Here is a 25,812-nt window from a genome sequence, read left to right on the forward strand (position 1 = left end):
TACTTTGATCAAGCCAATCGCTATGGATCAGGGTCTGCGTTTCGCAATCCGTGAAGGCGGCCGTACTGTTGGTGCGGGTGTTGTTGCTGAAATTATCGCTTAACTGCGATAAGATTTGACGCAATGCACAAGGAAAGGGCATCATTTGATGCCCTTTTTGCACGCTGTTGTATAGAACCTGGCTCATCAGTGATTTTGCATCATAATCATTGCTGAGACAGGCTCTGTTTCACGGCGTTGGATACCGAGTTACGCTCAAAAGCTCATTCGGTTTGGATGCCTCGCACTGCGGGGCAGTATAGTTTCTGAATTATTGTGGCAGGTTGGTTTATGAGTGCGAATACCGAAGCTCAAGGAAGCGGGCGCGGCCTTGAAGCGATGAAATGGGTAGTTGTGATCGCATTGCTCCTGGTAGCAATCGTCGGCAACTATATCTATCGCGATGTAACATTGCCTCTGCGCGCGCTGGCTGTGGTTGTGCTGATCGCTGCAGCGGGCGGCATTGCTTTGCTGACAATCAAAGGCAAAGCGACTGTGGCATTTGCCCGTGAAGCTAAAACCGAAATGCGTAAGGTCATTTGGCCGACTCGCCAGGAAACACTGCACACCACGTTAATCGTTGCCGCGGTTACTGCCGTGATGTCACTGATTTTGTGGGGGCTGGATGGTATTCTGGTCCGTCTGGTATCGTTTATCACTGGCCTGAGGTTCTGAGATGTCTGAAGCTCCAAAAAAACGCTGGTACGTCGTTCAGGCGTTCTCTGGTTTTGAAGCCCGCGTAGCGAAATCGCTGCACGAGCATATCAAACTGCACAACATGGAAGAGCTTTTTGGCGAAGTCATGGTGCCGACTGAAGAAGTCGTCGAAATCCGTGGCGGCCAGCGTCGCAAAAGCGAACGTAAATTCTTCCCTGGCTACGTATTGGTTCAGATGGTAATGAATGACGCCAGCTGGCACTTAGTACGCAGTGTACCGCGTGTAATGGGCTTTATCGGTGGTACTTCCGACCGTCCTGCGCCAATCAGTGATAAAGAAGTAGATGCGATTATGAACCGCCTGCAGCAGGTGGGTGATAAGCCGCGTCCAAAAACGCTGTTCGAGCCAGGCGAGATGGTACGCGTCAGCGACGGCCCGTTTGCCGACTTCAACGGAGTGGTCGAAGAAGTGGATTACGAGAAGAGCCGCTTGAAAGTGTCCGTTTCCATCTTTGGTCGTGCAACCCCAGTGGAACTCGACTTCGCTCAGGTGGAGAAAGGTTAACCCTTCTGTTCACTTTTTAGCTCTTGCGGAAGGCGCGAAATTTACCTATAATTTCGCGCCTTTTGTTTTTATGTGCCCGCAACGGCATATAAATCGTTATCACGGGGAGCCTGTTTTTCAGGCGTTATAACCCAATTGAGGAATTATCATGGCCAAGAAAGTACAAGCCTACGTTAAGTTGCAAGTTGCAGCTGGTATGGCTAACCCAAGTCCACCTGTTGGTCCAGCACTGGGTCAGCAGGGTGTTAACATTATGGAATTCTGCAAAGCGTTCAACGCTAAGACTGAATCCCTGGAGAAAGGCCTGCCTACTCCTGTTGTTATCACCGTATACAGTGACCGTTCTTTCACCTTCGTTACCAAAACGCCTCCGGCTGCCGTACTGCTGAAAAAAGCAGCGGGCATCAAGTCTGGTTCTGGTAAGCCGAACAAAGACAAAGTCGGTAAAGTTTCCCGTGCTCAGGTACGTGAAATCGCAGAAACTAAAGCTGCGGACATGACTGGTTCTGACGTAGAAGCGATGACTCGCTCTATCGAAGGTACTGCTCGTTCCATGGGCCTGGTAGTAGAGGATTAAGAAATGGCTAAGCTGACCAAGCGCATGAGCGTAATCCGTGACAAAGTTGATGCTACTAAGCAGTACGACATTAACGAAGCTGTTGCTCTGCTGAAAGAACTGGCTACTGCCAAGTTCGTAGAAAGCGTTGACGTTGCCGTTAACCTCGGCATCGATGCACGTAAATCTGATCAGAACGTGCGCGGTGCGACCGTTCTGCCACACGGTACTGGTCGTTCAGTACGTGTTGCCGTCTTCACCCAAGGTGCAAACGCTGAAGCTGCTAAAGCAGCTGGCGCAGAACTGGTTGGTATGGAAGACCTGGCTGAGCAGATCAAAAAAGGCGAAATGAACTTTGACGTTGTAATCGCATCTCCAGATGCAATGCGCGTTGTTGGCCAGTTGGGCCAGGTTCTGGGCCCACGCGGTCTGATGCCAAACCCAAAAGTTGGTACTGTAACGCCGAACGTTGCTGAAGCAGTTAAAAATGCTAAAGCAGGTCAGGTTCGTTATCGTAACGACAAAAACGGCATCATCCACACCACCATCGGTAAAGTGGATTTTGACACTGACAAATTGAAAGAAAACCTGGAATCTTTGCTGGTTGCGCTGAAAAAAGCTAAACCATCACAGGCGAAAGGCGTGTACATCAAGAAAGTCAGCATCTCTACCACCATGGGCGCCGGCGTTGCCGTTGACCAGGCTGGTCTGAGTGCATCAGCAAACTAATTGCTGCTTGTAACGGGCGAAAAATTCATCTAGAATCTTACGCCCGTTGTTCTGGTTGTTTGCACAATTCAGAACCCAGATTCAAAGCGAGTGAGTGACAAAGTCTAAACGCTTGGTTGTTCAGTCGCTTAGGTTGGAGCCAGGCCTTATCCTGGCCTCCGTCCGAGACCGCAGGAGCAGAATATTTTCGGATATCTTGCTTAATACCCTGCGTAGACGGTGACAGAACCAAAAAGAATTATTTCTTCGCTGGATTCTGCTCACCGTGTAATAGCGCTTATCGCCTTCGGGTGAATAAGTGAAGTGAGTTCCGGGAAATTATTCCCGGTCAATCCAGGAGCAAAAGCTAATGGCATTAAATCTTCAAGGCAAACAAGCGATTGTTGCTGAAGTTAGCGAAGTAGCCAAAGGCGCGCTTTCAGCGGTTGTTGCGGATTCCCGTGGCGTGACCGTTGATAAAATGACCGAACTGCGTAAAGCAGGTCGTGAAGCTGGCGTTTACATGCGTGTTGTTCGTAACACCCTGCTGCGCCGCGTCGTTGAAGGTACTCCTTTCGAGTGCCTGAAAGACACGTTTGTTGGTCCGACCCTGATTGCATACTCTTTGGAACACCCGGGCGCTGCCGCTCGTTTGTTCAAAGATTTCGCTAAAGCGAATGCAAAATTTGAGGTCAAAGCTGCAGCCTTTGAAGGTGAGCTGATCACGGCGGCCAATATTGACCGTCTGGCAACTCTGCCGACTTACGAAGAAGCACTGGCACGTCTGATGTCGACCATGAAAGAAGCCGCTGCTGGCAAACTGGTCCGTACTCTGGCTGCTGTGCGCGATGCAAAAGAAGCGGCTTAAGGCCAAATTCTTTTCCTTCGTGCTTGCTACCGTATAAACTTTTTCTGATTTTTAGGAACAATCGATATGTCTATCACTAAAGACCAAATTCTGGAAGCTGTTGCCGCTATGTCCGTAATGGAAGTAGTTGAGCTGGTTTCTGCTATGGAAGAAAAATTCGGCGTTTCTGCTGCTGCCGCTGTAGCTGTTGCTGCTGGCCCAGCTGAAGCTGTTGAAGAGAAAACTGAATTCGACGTAATTCTGAAAGCTGTTGGCGCTAACAAAGTCGCAGTAATCAAAGCAGTACGTACTGCAACTGGCCTGGGCTTGAAAGAAGCTAAAGACCTGGTTGAAGCTACCGGTACTATCAAAGAAGGCATCAGCAAAGATGACGCAGCCGCTCTTGAAGCTGCTCTGAAAGAAGCTGGCGCTGAAGTTGAAGTTAAGTAAGACAACCTTCGGGTTGCAGCCTGAGTAACATTAGGCTGATGGCTGGTGACTGTTTAGGTCACCAGCCTTTTTGCGCTACAGGGGAATGATGGCGTTTCGCACTGTTTGTCCATCATTCCTCTTCAATATCTTTTTCTATCGACGCCTTAATATATCGCTCTCCTGCGAAGGTTCCCTGCCTGAACAACGGCGATGAAATGATTTAAGAGTGATAGAAAGATGTATTGCATGGGGTGCTGCGCATCGCATGAAAAACAAAAAATAGTGTTGCATGAACTGTCCTTTTCAGGACGGACAGCGTGGTTCGACATGTCAGCTAGCTGAGGAACCCCATGGTTTACTCCTATACCGAGAAAAAACGTATTCGTAAGGATTTTGGTAAACGTCCACAAGTTTTGGACATACCTTATCTCCTTTCTATCCAGCTTGACTCGTTCCAGAAGTTCATCGAGCAAGATCCAGAAGGCCAGTACGGTCTGGAAGCAGCCTTCCGCTCCGTATTCCCAATCTCAAGCTACAGCGGCAACTCTGAGTTGCAGTATGTCAGCTACCGTTTGGGTGAGCCTGTCTTTGACGTAACTGAATGTCAGATCCGTGGCGTGACCTATTCGGCACCGCTGCGCGTGAAACTGCGTCTGGTGATCTACGAGCGCGAAGCGCCGGAAGGCACCGTAAAAGACATTAAAGAACAAGAAGTCTACATGGGTGAGATTCCACTCATGACGGACAATGGTACCTTTGTTATCAATGGTACTGAGCGTGTTATCGTTTCTCAGCTGCACCGTAGTCCTGGCGTGTTCTTCGACAGCGATAAGGGTAAAACGCACTCTTCCGGTAAAGTGCTGTATAACGCACGTATCATCCCTTACCGCGGTTCATGGCTCGATTTCGAGTTTGACCCGAAAGACAACCTCTTCGTCCGTATTGACCGTCGTCGTAAGCTGCCGGCCAGTATCATTCTGCGCGCGTTAAACTTCACCTCAGAACAAATCCTTGATCTGTTCTTTGATAAAGTCGTTTATGAAATCCGCGATAACAAACTGCAGATGGAACTGGTGCCTGAGCGCCTGCGTGGTGAAACCGCCTCCTTCGATATCGAAGCAAACGGCACGGTCTACGTTGAGAAAGGTCGTCGCATCACTGCGCGCCACATCCGTCAGCTGGAAAAAGACAACATTCAGCACATCGAAGTGCCAGTTGAATACATTGCTGGCAAAGTGGTTGCTAAAGACTACGTCGATCTGAACACCGGCGAGCTGATCGTTCCTGCAAACATGGAATTGTCACTTGATCTGCTGGCGAAACTGAGCCAGTCGGGCCACAAGCGCATTGAAACGCTGTTCACCAACGACCTGGATCACGGTGCGTACATCTCCGAGACTCTGCGTGTTGACCCAACCAACGATCGTTTAAGCGCGCTGGTTGAGATCTACCGCATGATGCGTCCTGGTGAGCCACCAACGCGTGAAGCTGCTGAAAACCTGTTCGAGAACCTGTTCTTCTCTGAAGATCGTTACGATCTTTCTGCGGTTGGTCGCATGAAGTTCAACCGTTCTCTGCTGCGCGATGAGATCGAAGGTTCAGGTATCCTGAGCAAAGACGACATCATCGAAGTGATGAAAAAGCTTATCGGTATCCGTAACGGTATCGGTGAAGTGGATGATATCGATCACCTCGGTAACCGTCGTATTCGTTCTGTTGGCGAGATGGCAGAAAACCAGTTCCGTGTGGGTCTGGTACGTGTTGAGCGTGCAGTTAAAGAGCGTCTGTCTCTGGGCGACCTTGATACGCTGATGCCTCAGGACATGATCAACGCTAAGCCGATTTCGGCGGCGGTGAAAGAGTTCTTCGGTTCAAGCCAGCTGTCCCAGTTTATGGATCAGAACAACCCATTGTCCGAGATTACGCACAAACGTCGTATCTCTGCTCTGGGCCCAGGCGGTCTGACCCGTGAGCGCGCCGGCTTCGAAGTACGTGACGTACACCCAACGCACTACGGTCGTGTATGTCCTATCGAAACTCCGGAAGGCCCGAACATCGGTCTGATCAACTCACTCTCGGTTTACGCGCAGACTAACGAATACGGTTTCCTTGAAACCCCGTATCGCCGCGTTGTTGACGGGAAAGTGAGTGATGAAATTCATTACCTCTCTGCAATTGAAGAGGGTAACTACGTTATCGCTCAGGCAAACACCAACCTCGCAGAAGATGGCAGCTTTGTTGACGATCTCGTCACCTGCCGTAGCAAGGGTGAGTCAAGCCTGTTCAGCCGCGATCAGGTTGACTACATGGACGTTTCCACCCAACAGGTGGTTTCTGTCGGTGCTTCACTGATTCCGTTCCTGGAGCACGATGATGCTAACCGCGCCTTGATGGGTGCGAACATGCAACGTCAGGCGGTTCCAACTCTGCGTGCTGATAAGCCGCTGGTTGGTACCGGTATGGAACGCGCAGTAGCGGTTGACTCCGGTGTAACTGCTGTCGCGAAACGTGGTGGTACCGTTCAGTACGTTGATGCTTCTCGTATCGTTATCAAAGTTAACGAAGAAGAGATGTATCCGGGCGAAGCGGGTATCGACATCTACAACCTGACCAAGTACACCCGTTCTAACCAGAACACCTGCATCAACCAGATGCCGTGTGTCAATCTGGGTGAGCCGATTGAGCGTGGCGACGTGCTGGCAGATGGCCCGTCTACCGACCTCGGTGAACTGGCGCTGGGTCAGAATATGCGCGTGGCGTTCATGCCATGGAACGGTTACAACTTCGAAGACTCCATCCTCGTATCCGAGCGTGTGGTTCAGGAAGACCGTTTCACCACTATCCACATCCAGGAACTGGCATGTGTGTCTCGCGACACCAAGCTGGGGCCAGAAGAGATCACCGCTGATATCCCGAACGTGGGTGAAGCTGCGCTTTCTAAACTGGATGAATCCGGCATTGTGTATATCGGTGCGGAAGTGACCGGTGGCGACATTCTGGTTGGTAAGGTAACACCGAAAGGTGAAACCCAGCTGACGCCAGAAGAGAAACTGCTGCGTGCGATCTTCGGTGAAAAAGCCTCTGACGTAAAAGATTCGTCACTGCGCGTTCCGAACGGCGTATCCGGTACTGTTATTGACGTGCAGGTCTTCACTCGCGATGGCGTGGAAAAAGACAAGCGCGCGCTGGAAATCGAAGAGATGCAGCTGAAGCAGGTTAAGAAAGACCTGTCTGAAGAACTGCAGATCTTCGAAGCTGGCCTATTTGGCCGTATCCAGGCCGTACTGATCTCGGGTGGTGTTGAAGCTGAGAAGCTGGACAAACTGCCACGTGAGCGCTGGCTGGAGCTGGGCCTGACTGACGAAGAGAAGCAGAACTCTCTGGAACAGCTGGCTGAGCAGTACGACGAACTGAAGCACGAGTTTGAGAAGAAACTTGAAGCTAAGCGTCGCAAGATCACCCAAGGCGATGATCTGGCACCAGGCGTGCTGAAAATCGTTAAGGTGTATCTGGCCGTTAAACGTCAGATTCAGCCTGGTGACAAGATGGCAGGTCGTCACGGAAACAAGGGTGTTATCTCGAAGATCAACCCTATCGAAGACATGCCTTATGATGAGAACGGTACGCCGGTCGACATCGTACTGAACCCGCTGGGCGTACCATCGCGTATGAACATCGGTCAGATTCTGGAAACTCACCTCGGTATGGCGGCTAAAGGCATTGGTGAAAAAATCAATGCGATGCTGAAGAAGCAGGAAGAAGTCTCCAAACTGCGTGAGTTCATCCAGCGTGCTTACGATCTGGGCACTGATGTGCGTCAGAAAGTTGACCTGAACACCTTTACAGATGACGAAGTACTGCGTCTGGCAGAGAACCTGAAGAAGGGTATGCCAATCGCGACTCCGGTGTTTGACGGTGCGAAAGAGAGCGAAATCAAAGAGCTGCTGCAGCTCGGCGGATTGCCTTCTTCCGGTCAGATCACCCTGTTCGACGGCCGTACTGGTGAGCAGTTTGAGCGTCAGGTAACCGTAGGTTACATGTACATGCTGAAACTGAACCACCTGGTTGACGACAAGATGCACGCACGTTCTACCGGTTCTTACAGCTTGGTTACTCAGCAGCCGCTGGGTGGTAAAGCGCAGTTCGGTGGACAGCGCTTCGGTGAGATGGAAGTGTGGGCACTGGAAGCATACGGTGCCGCGTATACCCTGCAGGAAATGCTTACCGTTAAATCTGATGACGTTAACGGCCGTACGAAGATGTATAAAAACATCGTCGACGGTAACCATCAGATGGAACCGGGCATGCCGGAATCCTTCAACGTACTGTTGAAAGAGATTCGCTCGCTGGGTATCAACATCGAGCTGGAAGACGAGTAAGTACTCGCAAGTACTGGTTACGGGACGTGCACTTCGGGTGCGCGTCCCTGAGAGTTCCACTCCGACGGGAGCTAATCCGTGAAAGACTTACTTAAGTTTCTGAAAGCGCAAACTAAGACCGAAGAGTTTGATGCGATCAAAATTGCTCTGGCCTCGCCAGACATGATCCGTTCATGGTCTTTTGGTGAAGTTAAAAAGCCGGAAACCATTAACTACCGTACCTTCAAGCCTGAGCGTGACGGTCTTTTCTGTGCCCGTATTTTTGGACCGGTAAAAGACTACGAATGCCTGTGCGGTAAGTACAAGCGTTTAAAACATCGCGGCGTGATCTGTGAGAAGTGTGGCGTTGAAGTTACACAGACCAAAGTACGTCGTGAGCGCATGGGCCACATTGAGTTGGCTTCACCGACTGCGCACATTTGGTTCCTGAAATCACTGCCTTCGCGTATCGGCTTACTGCTGGATATGCCACTGCGTGATATCGAGCGCGTGCTGTACTTCGAATCTTATGTGGTTATCGAAGGCGGCATGACCAACCTGGAAAAACGTCAGATTCTGACCGAAGAGCAGTACCTTGACGCGCTGGAAGAGTTCGGTGACGAATTCGACGCGAAGATGGGTGCGGAAGCGATCCAGGCGCTGCTGAAAAACATGGATCTGGAGCAAGAGTGCGAGCAGCTGCGTGAAGAGCTGAACGAGACCAACTCCGAGACCAAACGTAAAAAGCTGACCAAGCGTATCAAGCTGCTGGAAGCGTTCGTTCAGTCTGGTAACAAGCCAGAGTGGATGATCCTGACCGTTCTGCCGGTTCTGCCGCCAGATCTGCGTCCGCTGGTACCGCTGGACGGTGGTCGTTTCGCAACGTCGGATCTGAACGATCTGTATCGTCGCGTGATCAACCGTAACAACCGTCTGAAACGCCTGCTGGATCTGGCTGCGCCAGATATCATCGTACGTAACGAAAAACGTATGTTGCAGGAAGCGGTTGATGCACTGCTGGATAACGGCCGTCGCGGTCGCGCCATCACTGGCTCGAACAAGCGTCCGCTGAAATCTCTGGCAGACATGATCAAAGGTAAGCAGGGTCGTTTCCGTCAGAACCTGTTGGGTAAACGTGTTGACTACTCTGGCCGTTCAGTTATCACCGTTGGTCCATACCTGCGTCTGCATCAGTGCGGTCTGCCGAAGAAAATGGCTCTTGAGCTGTTCAAACCGTTCATCTACGGCAAGTTGGAACTGCGTGGCCTGGCCACCACCATCAAAGCCGCTAAGAAAATGGTTGAGCGCGAAGAAGCTGTCGTTTGGGATATCCTGGACGAAGTGATCCGCGAACACCCGGTATTGCTGAACCGTGCACCAACTCTGCACCGTTTGGGTATCCAGGCGTTTGAACCGGTTCTGATCGAAGGTAAAGCGATTCAGCTGCATCCGCTGGTTTGTGCGGCATATAATGCCGACTTCGATGGTGACCAAATGGCTGTTCACGTACCGCTGACGCTGGAAGCCCAGCTGGAAGCGCGTGCGCTGATGATGTCGACCAACAACATTCTGTCACCAGCGAACGGCGAGCCAATCATCGTTCCTTCACAGGACGTTGTTCTGGGTCTGTACTACATGACCCGCGACAAAGTGAACGCTAAAGGCGAAGGCATGGTGCTGACTGGCCCGAAAGAAGCTGAGCGTGTTTATCGCGCTGGCCTGGCCGAGCTGCATGCACGCGTTAAAGTGCGTATCACTGAATACACCAAGAACGAACAGGAAGAGTTCGTTGCGAAAACCAGCATTATCGACACCACCATTGGTCGTGCGATTCTGTGGATGATCGTTCCGAAAGGCCTGCCTTACTCCATCGTCAACCAGGCGCTGGGTAAGAAAGCCATTTCCAAGATGCTGAACACCTGTTACCGCATTCTTGGTCTTAAGCCGACCGTTATCTTTGCTGACCAAACTATGTACACCGGTTTTGCTTACGCAGCCCGTTCAGGTGCCTCTGTAGGTATCGACGACATGGTCATCCCAGCGAAGAAAGCGGAAATCGTAGCCGAAGCGGAAGCGGAAGTTGCTGAGATTCAGGAACAGTTCCAGTCTGGTCTGGTAACTGCTGGCGAACGTTACAACAAAGTTATCGATATTTGGGCCGCCGCTAACGAACGTGTTTCCAAAGCGATGATGGATAACCTGCAAACTGAAACCGTGATCAACCGTGATGGCGAAGAAGAGCAGCAGGTATCGTTCAACAGCATCTACATGATGGCCGACTCCGGTGCGCGTGGTTCTGCTGCACAGATTCGTCAGCTGGCCGGTATGCGTGGTCTGATGGCTAAGCCAGATGGCTCAATCATCGAAACGCCGATCACCGCGAACTTCCGTGAAGGTCTGAACGTACTCCAGTACTTCATCTCCACGCACGGTGCGCGTAAAGGTCTGGCGGATACCGCACTGAAAACTGCTAACTCCGGTTATCTGACGCGTCGTCTGGTCGACGTAGCGCAGGATCTGGTTGTTACCGAAGATGACTGCGGCACGTTCGAAGGCATCATGATGACTCCAGTCATCGAAGGTGGCGACGTTAAAGAGCCGCTGCGTGAGCGTGTACTGGGTCGTGTAACGGCTGAAGACGTTCTGAAGCCAGGCACTGCGGACATCCTGATCCCGCGTAACACCCTGATCGATGAACACTGGTGTGATGTGATCGAACTGAATTCAGTCGATGCGATTAAAGTGCGCTCGGTTGTTGGCTGTGAAACCGACTTCGGTGTGTGTGCACACTGCTACGGTCGCGATCTGGCACGTGGTCACATCATCAACAAAGGTGAGGCCATCGGTGTTATCGCAGCACAGTCCATCGGTGAGCCGGGTACACAGCTGACGATGCGTACGTTCCACATCGGTGGTGCGGCATCTCGTGCGGCTGCTGAATCCAGCATCCAGGTGAAGAACAAAGGTACTATCAAGCTGACCAACGCGAAGTCTGTAACCAACTCCTCAGGGAAACTGGTTATCGTTTCACGTAACGTTGAGCTGAAGATGATCGACGAGTTCGGTCGTACCAAAGAGAGCTATAAAGTACCTTACGGTGCGGTCATGGCTAAAGGTGATGGCGAGCAGGTTGCCGCGGGCGAAACCGTAGCAAACTGGGATCCGCATACCATGCCGGTCATCACCGAAGTGGGCGGTTTCATTCGCTTCACTGACATGATCGACGGTCAGACCATTACGCGTCAGACTGACGACTTAACCGGTCTGTCATCGCTGGTGGTTCTGGATTCTGCAGAACGTACTGCGGGTGGTAAAGATCTGCGTCCTGCGCTGAAAATTGTTGATGCCAACGGAAATGATGTTTTGATTCCAGGTACCGACATGCCAGCACAGTACTTCCTGCCGGGCAAAGCAATTGTTCAGCTGGAAGATGGCGTTAAGATCAGTGCCGGTGACACGCTGTCGCGTGTTCCGCAGGAGTCTGGCGGTACCAAGGATATTACCGGTGGTCTGCCGCGCGTTGCTGACTTGTTCGAAGCGCGTCGTCCGAAAGAGCCAGCAATCCTGGCGGAGATCAGCGGTATCATCTCCTTCGGTAAAGAGACCAAAGGTAAGCGTCGTCTGGTGATTACGCCGGTTGATGGTAGCGATCCGTACGAAGAGATGATTCCAAAATGGCGTCAGCTTAACGTATTCGAAGGTGAGCGCGTAGAACGTGGTGACGTCGTATCTGACGGCCCAGAGTCTCCGCACGACATCCTGCGTCTGCGTGGCGTCCATGCTGTGACCCGTTACATCACTAACGAAGTGCAGGAAGTTTACCGTCTGCAAGGCGTTAAGATTAACGATAAACACATCGAAGTCATCGTTCGTCAGATGCTGCGTAAAGCAACCATCTCGAGCGTGGGAAGCACCGACTTCCTGGAAGGTGAGCAGGCTGAATACTCACGCATCAAGATCTCTAACCGTGAACTTGAAGCGAATGGCAAAATCGGCGCAACATTTATGCGCGATCTGCTGGGTATCACCAAAGCGTCACTGGCAACCGAATCGTTCATCTCTGCAGCATCGTTCCAGGAGACCACGCGTGTCCTGACCGAAGCAGCAGTTGCAGGTAAGCGTGATGAACTGCGCGGCCTGAAAGAGAACGTCATCGTGGGTCGTCTGATCCCAGCCGGTACCGGTTATGCTTATCACCAGGATCGTATGCGTCGCCGCTCTGCGGGCGAAGCACCGGTTGCACCGCAGGTTACTGCGGATGAAGCCTCTGCAAGCCTGGCAGAATTGCTGAACGCCGGTCTGGGCGGAAGCGACGACGAGTAATTCGTCTGCCAAAGCTGACCAATAAAAAACCCTGCTTCGGCAGGGTTTTTTTTCGTCTTCATTTTGTCAGAACTTGCGGCAGACATCTTCGCGTGTCAGTCCGATATCACGCAGCTGGTTATCACTCAGTTTTGACAGGATGCGGTGAGTTTCACGCCGTGCTTTCCAGTGTTTAACCATACGCACTGCGCCGCGGAAGATATCCAGTAAAGTGACGTCAAAAGGTTTAGCCGCGCGGTTTTGATCGAATTCCATAATCCTTGCCCTCAGTAGGTTGCCTGAGAAGCATTGTCTGATTCCTTCGCATTATGATACAGACGCAAAAAACACTTATCTTTAACATACAGATTGCCTTGAAGTGGATCTGAATGGTAATAATGAGGTCTATCTGTACTGGTTTAATATGATTGATGGCTGAGTGAGGCATACGATGACGCGCTACCAACATTTAGCATGTTTGCTTTCGGATCGTATAGAGCAAGGGCTGTACCGCAGCGGCGAGCGCTTGCCGTCGGTGCGCACGCTGAGTCTTGAACACGGCGTGAGTATCAGCACCGTTCAGCAGGCATATCATCTGCTGGAAGAGAAACAGCTGATTGTGCCGCAGCCACGTTCCGGATATTTCGTTGCAACACGCAAAGCGACGCCGCCGATGCCGGCCATCACCCGACCTGCACAGCGTCCGGTGGAAATCACGCAGTGGGAATCGGTGCTGGAGTTGCTCAGCAGCCGAACTAATAACGATGTGTTGCAACTCGGCAGCGGTATGCCCGATCTGACCCAGCCCACGTTGAAACCGCTGTGGAAAATTCAAAGCCGTATGGCGCAGAAGCAGGATATCGATCAGCTCAACTATGACAGTTTGCTGGGTGTAGCGGCCCTGCGCGAACAGGTTGCGCGTCTGACGATCGACAGCGGTTGTCAGCTCACGGCAGACGATATCGTGATCACCACCGGCTGCCATGAAGCGTTGTCGATCTCGATTCGTGCGATATGTCAGGCTGGTGACATCATTGCGGTGGAGTCGCCGACTTTCCACGGCACCATGCAAACTCTGCGCGGCTTCGGCATTCGCGCCATTGAGATTCCTACCGATTCGGTCACCGGCATCAGCCTGGAAGCGCTGGAACTTGCGTTCGAACAGTGGCCGATTAAAGCGGTTGTGGTGGTGCCAAACTGCAATAATCCGCTGGGCTTTATCATGCCGGAATCTCGCAAACGTGCGCTGGTGACGCTGGCACAGCGTTTCGATGCCGCGATTATTGAAGACGATGTGTACGGCGAGCTGGCGTGGGAGTATCCGCGTCCGGTTACCCTTAAGTCGTTGGATCACGATGGACGGGTATTGCTGTGCAGTTCCTTCTCCAAGACGCTGGCGCCGGGGCTGCGTGTCGGTTGGGTGGCGCCGGGACGCTATCGCGATCGCGTGCTGCATATGAAATATATCAGCACCGGATCGACGGCCACACAGCCGCAACATGCGGTCGCCGAGTTTATTCGTCTTGGTCATTATCTGCCGCATTTGCGGCGCATGCGTCAGGTATATCAACGCAATTATGAAACCTTTAGCTGCTGGGTACGCCACTACTTTCCGTGTGGGATTTGTGTGTCGCGTCCGCAGGGCAGTTTCCTGATGTGGATTGAATTGCCAGAGGCATTTGACGCGGTCAGGCTCAATACCGAATTGCGTGAGCTGAACATGCAGGTTGCCGTAGGCTCGCTGTTTTCGGCCTCGGGTAAGTATCGCAACTGCTTGCGCCTGAATTATGGTTTGCCAATGAATGAGCACACAGAGCAGGCGATAGCTCAACTCGGCGCAGCGGTAGAACGTGCCATGCTGGCTTGTAGTCATGAATCCGTGCATATCTCCTCCCTGATCACGTGAAGAAAGGCAGGGCTGGGAGAGGTTGAGACCAGCCCTGGCCCGCTGCAAGCGACAGCGGGCAGGCACACTTTAGTCTTGTCATGAAATGACGCCAGCCCCTACATCACGCTGCTGCGCGGCAGATTCCAGCGTTTCATCCTTACTTACCGCGCATTACACTGCTTCTGCGGGTTCGATTCCATTTTCCACCAGTGACAGTAACTGCTGCGTTGCTGCGCGCCAGTCGGCAGCCTGGGTAATCGCGCTCACCACCGCAATGCTGCCCACGCCGGTAGCCAGCACTTCCGGCACGCGCGCCAGAGAAATACCGCCAATCGCCACGGTTGGCACATTCTGCATACGCGCCAGGTGGCGTTTCAATTCCACCACGCCTTGCGGCGCAGAAGGCATATCTTTGGTTTGCGTAGGATAGATGTGGCCAAGCGCAATATAAGAAGGGCGCAGCGCCAGGGCCCGATCTAACTCGGCATCGTCATGCGTCGATAAACCCAGGCGCAATCCCGCCTCACGAATGGCCGCCAGATCGGCTACATCGAGATCTTCCTGGCCGAGGTGCACGCCATAAGCATGATATTTAATGGCTAAGCGCCAGTAATCATTGATAAACAGGCGAGCGCGATACTGTTTGCCGAGTGCAATCGCCTCGCGCACCGCATCTTCCACCTCGTAATCTTCACAATCTTTGATGCGCAGCTGTATGGTGCGCACACCGGCTTCCAGCAAGCGCGCGATCCATTCCACGCTATCAACAACCGGATACAGCCCCAGCTTTGAGGCTGTGGCAGGAAAGGCGTCGGTCATACATTTTCCTCTTTAAGGGTATCGGCAGCGTGATAGATCTCGCCGCCACGATTGCGGAAGGCGTCCGACATTTGCGCCATACCCATCTCAATCGGCTGGGCTTCAGCCTGTTGGCGGGCGGCAAACTCACGCACTTCCTGGGTAATTTTCATCGAGCAGAATTTCGGGCCGCACATCGAGCAGAAGTGCGCCACTTTTCCCGATTCCTGCGGCAGGGTTTCATCGTGATAGGCGCGTGCGGTGTGCGGATCGAGCGCCAGATTGAACTGATCTTCCCAGCGGAATTCAAAACGCGCTTTCGACATCGCATTGTCACGGATCTGCGCACCGGGATGACCTTTCGCCAGATCCGCCGCGTGCGCAGCGATCTTGTAGGTGATCAGCCCTTGCTTCACATCCTCTTTGTTCGGCAAACCGAGGTGCTCTTTCGGCGTCACGTAACACAGCATGGCGCAGCCGAACCAGCCAATCATGGCCGCGCCGATGCCGGAGGTGAAATGGTCGTAGCCGGGCGCGATATCGGTGGTGAGCGGGCCAAGCGTGTAAAACGGGGCTTCGTGACAATGCTCAAGCTGTTCGGTCATATTGCGTCGAATCATCTGCATCGGCACATGGCCCGGACCTTCAATCATCACCTGCACATCGTATTCCCAGGCGATTTTGGTCAGTTCGCCCAGCGTATGCAGTTCGGCAAATTGCGCCTCATCGTTGGCATCCTGAATCGAGCCGGGACGCAGGCCGTCGCCCAGTGACAGCGCCACATCATAGGCGGCACAAATTTCACAAATCTCGCGGAAGTGCAGATAGAGGAAACTTTCGGTGTGATGCGACAGGCACCATTTCGCCATAATCGAGCCACCGCGCGACACAATGCCGGTCAGGCGTTTGGCCGTCATCGGCACATAGCGCAGCAGCACGCCAGCGTGAATAGTGAAGTAGTCAACGCCTTGTTCCGCCTGCTCCAGCAGCGTGTCGCGGAAAATCTCCCAGTTGAGATCTTCTGCAATGCCGTTCACTTTCTCCAGCGCCTGATAAATCGGCACCGTACCAATCGGCACCGGACTATTGCGCAAAATCCACTCACGCGTTTCATGGATATAGCGGCCGGTTGAGAGATCCATCACAGTGTCTGCGCCCCAGCGCGTTGACCACACCAGCTTCTCCACTTCCTCTTCAATAGATGAGCTCACCGCAGAGTTGCCAATGTTGGCATTCACTTTCACCAGGAAGTTGCGGCCGATAATCATCGGTTCGGATTCGGGATGGTTGATGTTCGAAGGGATGATGGCGCGGCCGCTGGCGACTTCCTGACGGACAAATTCCGCGGTGATATTTTCTGGCAGATTGGCACCAAAGCTGTGACCCGGATGCTGCTGTAACAGCACTTCACCGCGAATACGCTCGCGGCCCATGTTTTCACGCAGCGCGATAAACTCCATCTCCGGCGTGATGATGCCCTGACGCGCATAGTGCAGTTGGGTAACCCGGCGACCCGCTTTGGCACGGCGCGGTTGCGGCAGCTGCTCAAAACGCAGATGGTCCAGGCCTTCATCCGCCAGACGCTGCTGCGTGTAACGGGAACTCAGCTGGTGGATGGTTTCGCTGTCGTCGCGTTCTTCGATCCAATTGGTACGCAGCCTGTCGAGTCCCTGATGCACATTAATGGTGGCTTGAGGATCGCCATAAGCCCCGGCGGTGTCGTAAACCGGCACCGCTTCATTTGGCTCATAGTGCGGATTCTCTTTGCTGCCGCCTATGTGCGTTGGACTGAGCTGTATCTCACGCATCGGCACGCGAATATCCGCGCGGCTGCCGGTGATCCAGATACGTTTGGAGTTGGGGAAAGCGGTTCCCTGCAGGGAATCGATAAATTCTTGCGCTTGAGCGCGTTGTTCACGACGAGAAGTTTTAGCAGACATAGCAAGTTTCCGGTAAAGGTTGGAAGTTGCTTGTCCAGAGTTCGGAAGGAGTAACAGGTACGGTACCGGGCGCCAGCATGCACCGTGCTGATAATGTCTACTCTTGTTCCCTTCGCAGGTACTAACCTGATCAGGTTCCGCGGATCCCGAATTAACGGTCTCAGCCCCAGAGGGCACTCCGACAAGTTGGTGTTTTGTGGTTTAAGCTACTTTGCTTGCCATTTTGCACCTGGGCAGTGCTCGTGACCGTCACGTACTACGTGTACGCTCCGGTCCCTGCGCGCTGTCCGAGTGCAAACTGGCTGCGCACGCTACGCTTAAACCGCAAAATTTGCCTCTTGATGTTTTGAAGAGGCAATAAAAAAGCCCATTCAGCATAAGAGGGCTTTTCTGGAATAACAAGTTTTTTACAACTTAAGGATGTTAAGCCGGGCGGGCAATGGCGCTATCGTTGGCAACCGGCGGAAGCGCCAGCTGGTTGTCCCAGGCGAGTTGCACCAGCTTATCTTCCAGCGTGAAGCGCGATTCCAGCACCTCGCCGACTTCGGAGAGCGCGGTTTGAAAATCCACGCAATTATCATCGTTAATCGCTTGCTGCAGATGGCTGTCGTAGAGCTGCATGATGCGATCGGTATTCGCCTCCAGTGCCGGGTAAATCTGCGCAGCGACGAATAAGGGGCTATCACCCTGCATCTCACTAATGATGTGTTCATACACGCTGAAATGGCCGGTGGAAAGGTAATCCACCAGGTTGTGACAAAATGCGTCCAGCGCCTGTTCATCCAGCGTGGATAACGCATCTTTTTGTGGCTTCATGCCAATAAGCTCGTAGTAAGTGACGAGCAGCTGTCGACGGGCGCGCAGCCATGAATCAACCAATTCATTTCCGCCGCCTACACGCTCTGTCAGGTTATCTAACTGGTTAAGCATATGGGGCTCCAGGTAGGTTATAGTTGTTTATTACACACTTAATATTAGGATTTCAGCGTGCGATTTGACGCTAAGGACAACGATTAAGATGCAACGTGAGATCTCAAGCTTAGACGCTGGATGGTGGGTTGTCAGCCATGAGCAAAAACTTTGGTTGCCGCAGGGCGAATTGCCGCATGGCTTAGCCAGCGATTTTGGCCTCAGCGGCAGCAACGCGATTTTGATCGGCGAGTGGCAGGGCGAGAATGTCTGGCTGGTACGTGAATCGCGTCCGGACAGCATGGGCTCCGTGCGCCAACTGATTGATGAGGATGTCGGCCTGTTCCAAATCGCCGGACGTGGCGTGCAGCTGGCGGAGTTTTACCGCTCGCATCGCTGGTGCGGCTATTGCGGCCATGAGATGCACATCAGCAAACGCGAATTTGCCTGCTTGTGCAATCACTGCCGCGAGCGTTATTACCCGCAAATTGCGCCGTGCATCATCGTGGCTATCCGCCGTGGCGATGAGATCCTGCTCGCCAATCATGCGCGTCATCGTAACAATATCTACACCGTGCTGGCGGGCTTTGTCGAAGTGGGTGAAACCTTAGAACAAGCGGTGGCGCGGGAAGTGATGGAGGAGAGCAACGTGCGGGTGAAAAACGTGCGTTACGTTACCTCGCAGCCGTGGCCGTTCCCGCACTCTCTGATGATGGCGTATATGGCGGAATATGACGGCGGCGATCTGCAACACGACGGCAAAGAGCTGCTGGATGCCGGCTGGTATCGCTACGACGATCTGCCGCTGTTGCCGCCGCCCGGCACGGTGGCGCGTCGCCTGATTGAAGATACCGTTGCCCTGTGTCGCGCCAGCGCGGCGTGAAAATGCTACACTGCCGGCCTTAGCATGAGAGAGCCCATTATGAGTGAACTGAAGAACGATCGTTATCTGCGCGCCCTGTTACGTCAGCCGGTAGATGTCACACCGGTATGGATGATGCGACAAGCCGGGCGTTATTTGCCGGAGTACAAAGCCACGCGCGCTGAAGCCGGTGATTTTATGTCGCTGTGTAAGAATGCTGAGCTGGCGTGTGAAGTCACGCTGCAACCGCTGCGTCGCTATGCGCTGGATGCGGCAATTCTCTTCAGCGATATCCTCACCATTCCGGATGCGATGGGACTTGGGCTCTACTTTGAGACCGGCGAAGGCCCGCGTTTCTCCAATCCGATCACCTGCCGTGCGGATGTCGACAAGCTGCCGGTGCCGGATCCAGAGCAAGAGCTCGGTTATGTGATGAACGCGGTGCGTACCATTCGTCACAACCTGAAAGGCGAAGTGCCGCTGATCGGTTTCTCCGGCAGTCCGTGGACGCTGGCAACCTACATGGTTGAAGGCGGCAGCAGCAAAGCCTTCACCAAAATTAAAAAGATGATGTACGCCGAGCCGCAAACCCTGCACAAGCTGCTGGATAAGCTGGCAGACAGCGTGATTCTTTATCTCAATGCGCAGATCAAAGCTGGCGCGCAGTCGATCATGGTGTTCGACACATGGGGCGGCGTGCTGACCGGACGCGACTATCGCGAATTCTCGCTCTATTACATGCATAAAATCGTCGATAGCGTGCTGCACGAGAATGAAGGTCGCCGCGTTCCTATTACGCTGTTCACTAAAGGTGGCGGCCAATGGCTGGAAGCGATAGCGGCGACCGGCTGCGATGCGCTGGGACTTGACTGGACCACCGATATCGCCGATGCGCGTCGTCGTGTGGGTGATAAAGTGGCGCTGCAGGGCAACATGGATCCTTCCATGCTGTATGCACCGCCTGCACGCATCGAGCAGGAAGTCGCCGGGATTCTTGAAGGTTTTGGCACTGGCGAAGGTCACGTGTTTAACCTGGGCCACGGCATCCATCCTGATGTGCCGCCTGAGCATACTGGTGCGTTTGTTGAAGCGGTGCATCGTCTGTCACGTCCGTATCATCAGGGCTGATGATGGATTTAGCCGCACTACGCCAGGAACAGTTACAGCGCGCTGCTGATGTGGTGCGGCAGGATGATTTCGATGTGCTGCCGCCACGCTTTATTGGTGGTGCCGACGTGGGATTTGAACAGGGCGGCGAGATCACGCGCGCGGCTCTGATCATCCTCGAGTATCCATCCTTAAAGCTGGTGGAACACCGCATTGCGCGCGTGGCCACCACCATGCCCTATATTCCGGGCTTCTTATCCTTCCGCGAAATGCCGGCGCTGCTGGAAGCCTGGCAGCAGCTCTCCCAGTTGCCCGATCTGCTGTTTGTGGATGGACACGGTATTTCCCATCCCCGTCGGCTTGGCGTGGCGGCGCATTTCGGTTCGCTGGTGGATGTGCCCACCATTGGCGTGGCGAAGAAGCGTTTGTGTGGACGTTTTGCTGAGCTGGACGCCGAGCCAGGCAGCCGTCAGCCGCTGCTCGACAAAGGCGAACAGATTGGCTGGGTATGGCGCAGTAAAGCGCGCTGTAATCCGCTGTTTATCTCGACCGGCCATCGCGTCAGCATGGATAGCGCATTGCAATGGGTGGAAGCCTGTACTGCGGGCTATCGTTTGCCGGAACCGACGCGTTGGGCGGATGCTGTCGCCTCCGGACGCCCGGCCTTTCTGCGCTGGCAAAATGCGCCTTAACGCTGTTTGTGCCCGGCTTTTGCGGTACACTGCCGCCAGCTAACCTATTGAGAGTAAGTTTGATGTTACAGAATCCCGTCCATTTGCGTCTGGCGAAGCTTGAAAGCTGGCAGCATATGACTTTCATGGCCTGCCTTTGCGAGCGTATGTTCCCCAACTATTGGGCTTTCTGTCAGCAGACCGCATTCGCCGATCCGCAACTCTATCGCCGCATCCTCGATCTCATCTGGGAAAGCCTGACGGTCAAAGATGCCAAAATCAATTTCGACGGTCAGCTGGAGAAATTTGAAGCGGCGATTCCGGATGGTGACGATTTTGACGTTTACGGTGTACATCCGGCGATTGATGCCTGCGTGGCCTTGAGTGAACTGCTGCATGCACAGCTCAGCGGCGAAACGCTGGAGCACGCCGTGGAAGTCAGCCGTACATCGATCACTACCGTGGCGATTCTGGAAATGACGCAGGCCGGTCGCGAAATGACCGACGAAGAGCTGCGCGGAAATCAGGCTGTCATCGATGAATGGGACCTGCAGTGGGAGATTTTCCGCCTGCTGTCAGAGTGCGAGGAGCGCGACCTTGAATTGATTAAAGGCCTGCGTGCAGACCTGCGCGAAGCGGGAATCAGTAACATCGGTATACTTTTTCAGCAATAAGGCAAGAAAACGTGACTTCAGGCCCGAATTACCGCGCCTGGAGGCTTCACATCAGCCCCCAGTCTGGTCTACATTTGGGGGGCTGAAAATTGTGGCTATCGGTGCGTGCCGGCTGAACAAGGTCTGAGAATGGCTTTTCCCTCGCACTCGTTGCTTAGCAAGCGATAAATACACTTTAAGGATAACTTATGAACAAGACTCAACTGATTGATGTGATCGCAGAGAAAGCTGACCTGTCTAAAACCCAGGCTAAGACTGCGCTGGAATCTACCCTGGCTGCGATCACTGAGTCTCTGAAAGAAGGTGATGCTGTACAACTGGTTGGTTTTGGTACTTTTAAAGTGAACCACCGCGCTGAGCGTACCGGTCGCAACCCGCAGACTGGCAAAGAGATCAAAATTGCAGCAGCTAACGTGCCAGCGTTCGTTTCAGGCAAAGCTCTGAAAGACGCTGTTAAGTAAGTTTCCGCATTGCGGTTTAGCTTTAAAAGAGGGGGCGTTAGCGCCCCTTTTTGTTGCCGGGACCTGCCATGCTGAATTCAATTCCTCAGCGCGTTTGCGCCCTGTTATTTGGTGCGCTGCTGACGGGCTGTAGCTCCACTCCTGAACTTCCTGCCTTCACGGCGAGCGGCTATCTGGCCGACCGCGGCACCGTGCGCATCTGGCGCAAGAATAGCGACCATCAAGTTGTTCACCTGCGTACGGTCTTCACGCCGTTTAATGGCGATGCGATGGAAACCACTGACTACAATTGGCAGCAGCAGAAGCTGATTAGCGTCGAACGGCGCGTCGCGGGTGCACAGCCGGATGATGTCACCTTACGCTTCGATCATCAGGGCAATCTCAATTTCATGCAGCGCCAGCTGGCGGGGCGACGTGAAGCGGTCAGCGCTGATAGCGTTGAGCTATATCGCTTCGATGCGCAGCGCATGCTGGATCAGAGCAATGCGTTGCTCGCAGGCCGCGTATTACTGCGTCAGGGCCATTGGCTGGGTGGCAATCAGGTGCGTGAGTGCGATGACAAGCTGGTGAATGTGGCCTTTGATCGCGACACGCTGTATACGCTAGGTCGCCAGCAGCAGAGCCAGGCTGCGCCATTGATGGTGTCGTGGCTGGAAGCGCCGGAAGGTGTGCAACTGCTGCGTGCTACGCCGGATGACGAATGCAGCTGGCAGCCAAAAGAGAGTGATTTCTGACAGGTGGAAAAGAGAAGGGGCACCTGCTGCTGTGCCCCTTTGCGTACTTATTTGCGGTTAATCGCGCGGTAGCCGATATCGCGGCGGCAGAAGCTGCCATCCCACGAGATATGCTGCGCCAGCGCATAAGCGTTCTTCTGCGCATTGGCAACATCGTCGCCTAGTGCGGTCACGCACAGTACGCGACCACCGTTGGTGACCACCAGATCGTCCTTCATGGTGGTGCCAGCATGGAACACCTTGCCATCCGGTACTTCTTCCAGCGGCAGACCGTGAATCTGATCGCCCGTGTTGTAATCGCCCGGATAACCACCCGCCGCTAACACCACGCCGAGAGAGGGACGCGGATCCCACTGCGAGGTTTGCTGATCCAGTTTACCGTCGGTCGCCGCCAGACACAGCGCCACCAGATCCGACTGCAGGCGCAGCATGATCGGCTGAGTTTCCGGATCGCCGAAGCGGCAGTTAAATTCAATCACTTTAGGCTGACCGGCCTTATCGATCATCAACCCAGCGTAAAGGAAGCCGGTATAAATGTTGCCTTCTGCTTTCATACCGTTGACGGTTGGCCAGATGATCTGATCCATCACGCGCTGGTGGATCTCATCGGTTACCACGGGCGCCGGAGAATACGCGCCCATGCCGCCGGTATTTGGACCGGTATCGCCATCGCCGACACGTTTGTGATCCTGGCTGGTGGCCATCGGCAGCACGTTGTTGCCGTCGACCATCACGATAAAGCTGGCCTCTTCGCCATCGAGGAACTCTTCAATCACGATGCGGTGACCAGCATCGCCGAACGCATTGCCAGCCAGCATGTCCTGCACAGCGGCTTCGGCTTCCGCCAGTTCCATCGCCACGATCACGCCTTTACCGGCCGCCAGACCGTCAGCTTTGATCACGATCGGTGCGCCTTTCTCACGCAGATACGCCAGTGCAGGTTCCACTTCGGTGAAGTTCTGGTATTCGGCGGTTGGAATCTGCTGACGTGCCAGGAAATCTTTGGTGAACGCCTTTGAGCCTTCGAGCTGGGCAGCGGCTTGCGTTGGGCCAAAGATCTTCAGACCTGCAGCACGGAACGCATCAACCACGCCAATCACCAGCGGTGCTTCCGGACCAACGATGGTCAGATCGATCTTTTCCTGCTGAGCAAAGGCCAGTAGCGCGGGAACGTCGGTGGCGCTGATTGCCACGTTTTGCAGAGCCGGCTCGAGCGCGGTGCCCGCATTGCCAGGCGCGACAAATACTGTTTCCGCCAGTGGCGATTGTGCCGCTTTCCATGCCAGCGCGTGTTCACGTCCGCCATTACCAATCACTAAAATTTTCATCTGTACTGCTCCCAACAATTAATGGCGGAAATGACGCATGTCGGTAAAGATCATCGCGATGCCGTGCTCATCAGCGGCGGCAATCACCTCATCATCACGGATTGAACCGCCTGGCTGAATCACGCAACTGATACCGACAGCCGCAGCGGCGTCGATACCGTCGCGGAACGGGAAGAAGGCATCAGACGCCATCGCGGAGCCTTTCACTTCCAGACCTTCGTCACCGGCTTTGATACCGGCAATTTTGGCCGAGTAAACGCGGCTCATCTGGCCGGCGCCAATGCCGATGGTCATGTTGTCACGTGCGTAGACGATGGCGTTGGATTTAACGAACTTCGCCACTTTCCAGCAGAACAGCGCATCACGCATTTCCTGCTCAGTTGGCTGACGTTTGCTGACAACGCGCAGCTGGCTGGCGTTGACCATGCCCAAATCGCGATCCTGAACCAGTACGCCGCCGTTAACGCGTTTGAAATCCAGCGCCGCAACGCGACCTTGCCACTGACCACACACCAGAACGCGCACGTTCTGCTTGGCCGCGGTAATTTTCAGTGCCGCTTCGCTGGCGGATGGCGCGATGATCACTTCAACAAACTGACGGCTGATGATCGCCTGCGCGGTGGCTTCGTCCAGCTCGCGGTTAAAGGCGATGATGCCACCGAAAGCGGAAGTCGGATCGGTTTTGTAGGCACGCTCGTAAGCGTCAAGAATCGAACCGCCAACTGCCACGCCGCATGGGTTAGCGTGTTTGACGATCACACAAGCGGCTTCGTCGAACTCTTTCACGCATTCAAGTGCGGCATCGGTATCGGCGATATTGTTGTATGAGAGCGCTTTGCCCTGAACCTGCCGCGCAGTGGCCACTGAAGCTTCAGCAACATTCTCTTCTATATAGAAGGCAGCATCTTGATGGCTGTTCTCGCCGTAACGCATATCCTGCTTCTTAATGAAGTTGAGGTTCAGCGTGCGCGGGAAGCGGCCAGCCGGTTCTTTGCTGTCGCTGTGATAAGCCGGCACCAGGCTACCGAAGTAGTTGGCGATCATGCTGTCGTAGGCGGCAGTGTGTTCGAAAGCTTTGATGGCCAGATCGAAACGTGTTTCCAGCGTGAGCGAGTTTTCGTTGGCATCCAGCTCGGCAATGATCGCTTCGTAATCGCTGCTCTTCACCACGATCGCCACGTCTTTGTGGTTCTTCGCCGCTGAGCGAACCATGGTTGGGCCACCGATATCGATGTTCTCAACCGCGTCAGCTAATGAGCAATCAGGTTTGGCAACGGTTTGTGCGAAGGGATAGAGGTTGACGACCACCATGTCGATTGGGTTGATGGCGTGTTCAGCCATGATCGCATCATCCTGACCACGACGACCCAAAATGCCGCCATGCACTTTCGGGTGCAGCGTTTTGACGCGTCCATCCATCATTTCCGGGAAACCGGTGTAGTCAGAAACTTCGGTGACGGGCAAGCCCGCATCTGCCAGCAGACGTGCTGTACCGCCTGTGGAGAGCAGCTCAACACCACGACTGGAGAGTGCCTGAGCAAATTCGAGGATACCGGCTTTGTCAGAGACACTGAGTAGAGCGCGGCGTACAGGACGACGTTGTTGCATGGTGGTTTTATCCCTTGGCTTTGTTTCGCGTAATAAAGAGCGTTACATCAAGCTTAGTGTCTCTCTTCTATATAGAAGGAAACGCTTGCCTCATGTAACGCCCCAAAAGGGGCATCCTTGACGTCGCCGGGCATTGTAGCGAAAACGTTTGCGTGATGCTCGCCTAAATTCATTTGTGCGGCAGAGTGTGGATAACACTGTGTGTAACTGCGTATAAGGCGGGGTTTTGCTGTGGAATGCAGCGAACGGTTGTTTTTATTGAATTTAGCGGTTGCGTGCTGAGAACAACTCCCTATAATGCGCATCCATCAACACGGCACAACGGTTTACGAAGTGCGGTGTTGGTGAGGAAGATTCGATAAGAACTT

Annotated in this window: 22 protein-coding genes and 1 riboswitch; of the genes, 16 read left to right on the forward strand and 6 right to left on the reverse strand. The window is 53.7% G+C overall.

Annotated elements, in window-relative coordinates:
• The 9 genes from MWH02_RS22560 to rpoC all read left to right on the forward strand — a co-directional run.
• Nucleotides 1-103, forward strand: a 103-nt coding sequence (locus tag MWH02_RS22560; RefSeq protein ID WP_500797208.1) for an EF-Tu C-terminal domain-related protein, incomplete at its 5' end; no start/stop codon positions are given.
• A gap of 227 nt (nt 104-330) precedes the next feature.
• Nucleotides 331-714, forward strand: coding sequence for a preprotein translocase subunit SecE (gene secE / locus MWH02_RS22565; protein WP_064741592.1), 384 nt, complete (start codon nt 331-333; stop codon nt 712-714).
• A 1-nt stretch (nt 715) separates the two neighbouring features.
• The gene (nusG, locus tag MWH02_RS22570; RefSeq protein ID WP_007886300.1) at nt 716-1,261 is read left to right on the forward strand and encodes a transcription termination/antitermination protein NusG; all 546 of its coding nucleotides are present in this window, start codon (nt 716-718) and stop codon (nt 1,259-1,261) included.
• A gap of 148 nt (nt 1,262-1,409) precedes the next feature.
• The gene (gene rplK, locus MWH02_RS22575) at nt 1,410-1,838 is read left to right on the forward strand and encodes a 50S ribosomal protein L11 (protein ID WP_007886298.1); all 429 of its coding nucleotides are present in this window, start codon (nt 1,410-1,412) and stop codon (nt 1,836-1,838) included.
• A gap of 3 nt (nt 1,839-1,841) precedes the next feature.
• Nucleotides 1,842-2,546, forward strand: a complete 705-nt coding sequence (gene rplA, locus MWH02_RS22580) for a 50S ribosomal protein L1 (protein WP_007886296.1) — start codon at nt 1,842-1,844, stop codon at nt 2,544-2,546.
• 349 nt (nt 2,547-2,895) lie between these two features.
• Complete coding sequence (rplJ, locus tag MWH02_RS22585) at nt 2,896-3,393, forward strand: 50S ribosomal protein L10 (protein WP_007886294.1); 498 nt, start codon at nt 2,896-2,898, stop codon at nt 3,391-3,393.
• 66 nt (nt 3,394-3,459) lie between these two features.
• Nucleotides 3,460-3,822 (forward strand): 50S ribosomal protein L7/L12, encoded by a 363-nt coding sequence (gene rplL / locus MWH02_RS22590; RefSeq protein ID WP_101763017.1) that lies wholly within the window; start codon nt 3,460-3,462, stop codon nt 3,820-3,822.
• A 332-nt stretch (nt 3,823-4,154) separates the two neighbouring features.
• The gene (gene rpoB, locus MWH02_RS22595; RefSeq protein ID WP_008108400.1) at nt 4,155-8,183 is read left to right on the forward strand and encodes a DNA-directed RNA polymerase subunit beta; all 4,029 of its coding nucleotides are present in this window, start codon (nt 4,155-4,157) and stop codon (nt 8,181-8,183) included.
• A 78-nt stretch (nt 8,184-8,261) separates the two neighbouring features.
• Complete coding sequence (gene rpoC / locus MWH02_RS22600; protein WP_101763019.1) at nt 8,262-12,485, forward strand: DNA-directed RNA polymerase subunit beta'; 4,224 nt, start codon at nt 8,262-8,264, stop codon at nt 12,483-12,485.
• Between the two features lie 66 nt (nt 12,486-12,551).
• On the opposite strand, the gene MWH02_RS22605 is transcribed toward rpoC, so the two are convergent.
• Nucleotides 12,552-12,740, reverse strand: a complete 189-nt coding sequence (locus MWH02_RS22605; RefSeq protein ID WP_008108404.1) for a DUF1127 domain-containing protein — start codon at nt 12,738-12,740, stop codon at nt 12,552-12,554.
• A 175-nt stretch (nt 12,741-12,915) separates the two neighbouring features.
• Here MWH02_RS22605 and MWH02_RS22610 point away from each other — a divergent pair, with 175 nt between their 5' ends.
• Entirely contained in the window at nt 12,916-14,370 is a 1,455-nt protein-coding gene (locus tag MWH02_RS22610; RefSeq protein WP_271461500.1) for an aminotransferase-like domain-containing protein, read from the forward strand.
• 153 nt (nt 14,371-14,523) lie between these two features.
• On the opposite strand, the gene thiE is transcribed toward MWH02_RS22610, so the two are convergent.
• The 3 genes from thiE to rsd all read right to left on the reverse strand — a co-directional run bounded on the left by thiE (nt 14,524) and on the right by rsd (nt 18,020).
• The gene (gene thiE, locus MWH02_RS22615; RefSeq protein WP_271461501.1) at nt 14,524-15,171 is read right to left on the reverse strand and encodes a thiamine phosphate synthase; all 648 of its coding nucleotides are present in this window, start codon (nt 15,169-15,171) and stop codon (nt 14,524-14,526) included.
• Entirely contained in the window at nt 15,168-17,090 is a 1,923-nt protein-coding gene (thiC, locus tag MWH02_RS22620) for a phosphomethylpyrimidine synthase ThiC (protein WP_271461502.1), read from the reverse strand. Before thiC ends, thiE begins: the two co-directional genes overlap by 4 nt.
• Before the next feature lie 90 nt (nt 17,091-17,180).
• Nucleotides 17,181-17,281: riboswitch (TPP riboswitch) on the reverse strand.
• Between the two features lie 232 nt (nt 17,282-17,513).
• Nucleotides 17,514-18,020 carry a sigma D regulator gene (gene rsd, locus MWH02_RS22625; RefSeq protein ID WP_101763024.1) on the reverse strand — a complete coding sequence of 169 codons (507 nt, stop codon included), beginning with the start codon at nt 18,018-18,020 and terminating at the stop codon, nt 17,514-17,516.
• An 88-nt stretch (nt 18,021-18,108) separates the two neighbouring features.
• Between rsd and nudC the strand changes: the two genes are divergently transcribed.
• The 6 genes from nudC to MWH02_RS22655 all read left to right on the forward strand — a co-directional run bounded on the left by nudC (nt 18,109) and on the right by MWH02_RS22655 (nt 22,508).
• Entirely contained in the window at nt 18,109-18,882 is a 774-nt protein-coding gene (gene nudC, locus MWH02_RS22630) for an NAD(+) diphosphatase (protein ID WP_110868440.1), read from the forward strand.
• Between the two features lie 39 nt (nt 18,883-18,921).
• A complete protein-coding gene (gene hemE / locus MWH02_RS22635; protein WP_271461503.1) occupies nt 18,922-19,989 on the forward strand; it encodes a uroporphyrinogen decarboxylase in 1,068 nt (355 codons plus the stop codon).
• Nucleotides 19,990-19,991: 2 nt separating this feature from the next.
• Nucleotides 19,992-20,660 carry a deoxyribonuclease V gene (nfi, locus tag MWH02_RS22640; RefSeq protein WP_271461504.1) on the forward strand — a complete coding sequence of 223 codons (669 nt, stop codon included), beginning with the start codon at nt 19,992-19,994 and terminating at the stop codon, nt 20,658-20,660.
• 62 nt (nt 20,661-20,722) lie between these two features.
• Nucleotides 20,723-21,313 (forward strand): YjaG family protein, encoded by a 591-nt coding sequence (locus tag MWH02_RS22645; protein ID WP_101763028.1) that lies wholly within the window; start codon nt 20,723-20,725, stop codon nt 21,311-21,313.
• A 188-nt stretch (nt 21,314-21,501) separates the two neighbouring features.
• Nucleotides 21,502-21,774 (forward strand): nucleoid-associated protein HU-alpha, encoded by a 273-nt coding sequence (gene hupA / locus MWH02_RS22650; RefSeq protein ID WP_007886275.1) that lies wholly within the window; start codon nt 21,502-21,504, stop codon nt 21,772-21,774.
• Between the two features lie 68 nt (nt 21,775-21,842).
• On the forward strand, nt 21,843-22,508 hold the full coding sequence (locus tag MWH02_RS22655; protein WP_101763029.1) for a DUF1481 domain-containing protein: 666 nt from the start codon (nt 21,843-21,845) through the stop codon (nt 22,506-22,508).
• Nucleotides 22,509-22,555: 47 nt separating this feature from the next.
• Here the strand turns inward: MWH02_RS22655 and purD are convergent, their stop codons facing one another.
• Together purD and purH are read right to left on the reverse strand one after the other, a co-directional pair.
• Nucleotides 22,556-23,836 (reverse strand): phosphoribosylamine--glycine ligase, encoded by a 1,281-nt coding sequence (gene purD, locus MWH02_RS22660; RefSeq protein ID WP_101763030.1) that lies wholly within the window; start codon nt 23,834-23,836, stop codon nt 22,556-22,558.
• Between the two features lie 18 nt (nt 23,837-23,854).
• Complete coding sequence (purH, locus tag MWH02_RS22665) at nt 23,855-25,444, reverse strand: bifunctional phosphoribosylaminoimidazolecarboxamide formyltransferase/IMP cyclohydrolase (protein ID WP_101763031.1); 1,590 nt, start codon at nt 25,442-25,444, stop codon at nt 23,855-23,857.
• Nucleotides 25,445-25,812: the final 368 nt, after the last annotated feature.

Origin of the sequence: Pantoea leporis (genome assembly GCF_028048155.1) — a bacterium.
Lineage (GTDB): Bacteria > Pseudomonadota > Gammaproteobacteria > Enterobacterales > Enterobacteriaceae > Pantoea > Pantoea leporis.

Excerpts from the sequence above, each read along its gene's own strand:
- secE (WP_064741592.1), top strand. The coding sequence starts at position 331 with ATGAGTGCGAATACCGAAGCTCAAGGAAGCGGGCGCGGCCTTGAAGCG.
- rplJ (WP_007886294.1), top strand. The coding sequence starts at position 2,896 with ATGGCATTAAATCTTCAAGGCAAACAAGCGATTGTTGCTGAAGTTAGC.
- MWH02_RS22610 (WP_271461500.1), top strand. The coding sequence starts at position 12,916 with ATGACGCGCTACCAACATTTAGCATGTTTGCTTTCGGATCGTATAGAG.
- rpoB (WP_008108400.1), top strand. The coding sequence starts at position 4,155 with ATGGTTTACTCCTATACCGAGAAAAAACGTATTCGTAAGGATTTTGGT.
- rsd (WP_101763024.1), bottom strand. The coding sequence starts at position 18,020 with ATGCTTAACCAGTTAGATAACCTGACAGAGCGTGTAGGCGGCGGAAAT.
- MWH02_RS22655 (WP_101763029.1), top strand. The coding sequence starts at position 21,843 with ATGCTGAATTCAATTCCTCAGCGCGTTTGCGCCCTGTTATTTGGTGCG.
- hemE (WP_271461503.1), top strand. The coding sequence starts at position 18,922 with ATGAGTGAACTGAAGAACGATCGTTATCTGCGCGCCCTGTTACGTCAG.
- purD (WP_101763030.1), bottom strand. The coding sequence starts at position 23,836 with ATGAAAATTTTAGTGATTGGTAATGGCGGACGTGAACACGCGCTGGCA.
- MWH02_RS22605 (WP_008108404.1), bottom strand. The coding sequence starts at position 12,740 with ATGGAATTCGATCAAAACCGCGCGGCTAAACCTTTTGACGTCACTTTA.
- MWH02_RS22645 (WP_101763028.1), top strand. The coding sequence starts at position 20,723 with ATGTTACAGAATCCCGTCCATTTGCGTCTGGCGAAGCTTGAAAGCTGG.
- purH (WP_101763031.1), bottom strand. The coding sequence starts at position 25,444 with ATGCAACAACGTCGTCCTGTACGCCGCGCTCTACTCAGTGTCTCTGAC.
- nusG (WP_007886300.1), top strand. The coding sequence starts at position 716 with ATGTCTGAAGCTCCAAAAAAACGCTGGTACGTCGTTCAGGCGTTCTCT.
- nfi (WP_271461504.1), top strand. The coding sequence starts at position 19,992 with ATGGATTTAGCCGCACTACGCCAGGAACAGTTACAGCGCGCTGCTGAT.
- thiE (WP_271461501.1), bottom strand. The coding sequence starts at position 15,171 with ATGACCGACGCCTTTCCTGCCACAGCCTCAAAGCTGGGGCTGTATCCG.
- nudC (WP_110868440.1), top strand. The coding sequence starts at position 18,109 with ATGCAACGTGAGATCTCAAGCTTAGACGCTGGATGGTGGGTTGTCAGC.
- rplL (WP_101763017.1), top strand. The coding sequence starts at position 3,460 with ATGTCTATCACTAAAGACCAAATTCTGGAAGCTGTTGCCGCTATGTCC.
- thiC (WP_271461502.1), bottom strand. The coding sequence starts at position 17,090 with ATGTCTGCTAAAACTTCTCGTCGTGAACAACGCGCTCAAGCGCAAGAA.
- rplK (WP_007886298.1), top strand. The coding sequence starts at position 1,410 with ATGGCCAAGAAAGTACAAGCCTACGTTAAGTTGCAAGTTGCAGCTGGT.
- hupA (WP_007886275.1), top strand. The coding sequence starts at position 21,502 with ATGAACAAGACTCAACTGATTGATGTGATCGCAGAGAAAGCTGACCTG.
- rplA (WP_007886296.1), top strand. The coding sequence starts at position 1,842 with ATGGCTAAGCTGACCAAGCGCATGAGCGTAATCCGTGACAAAGTTGAT.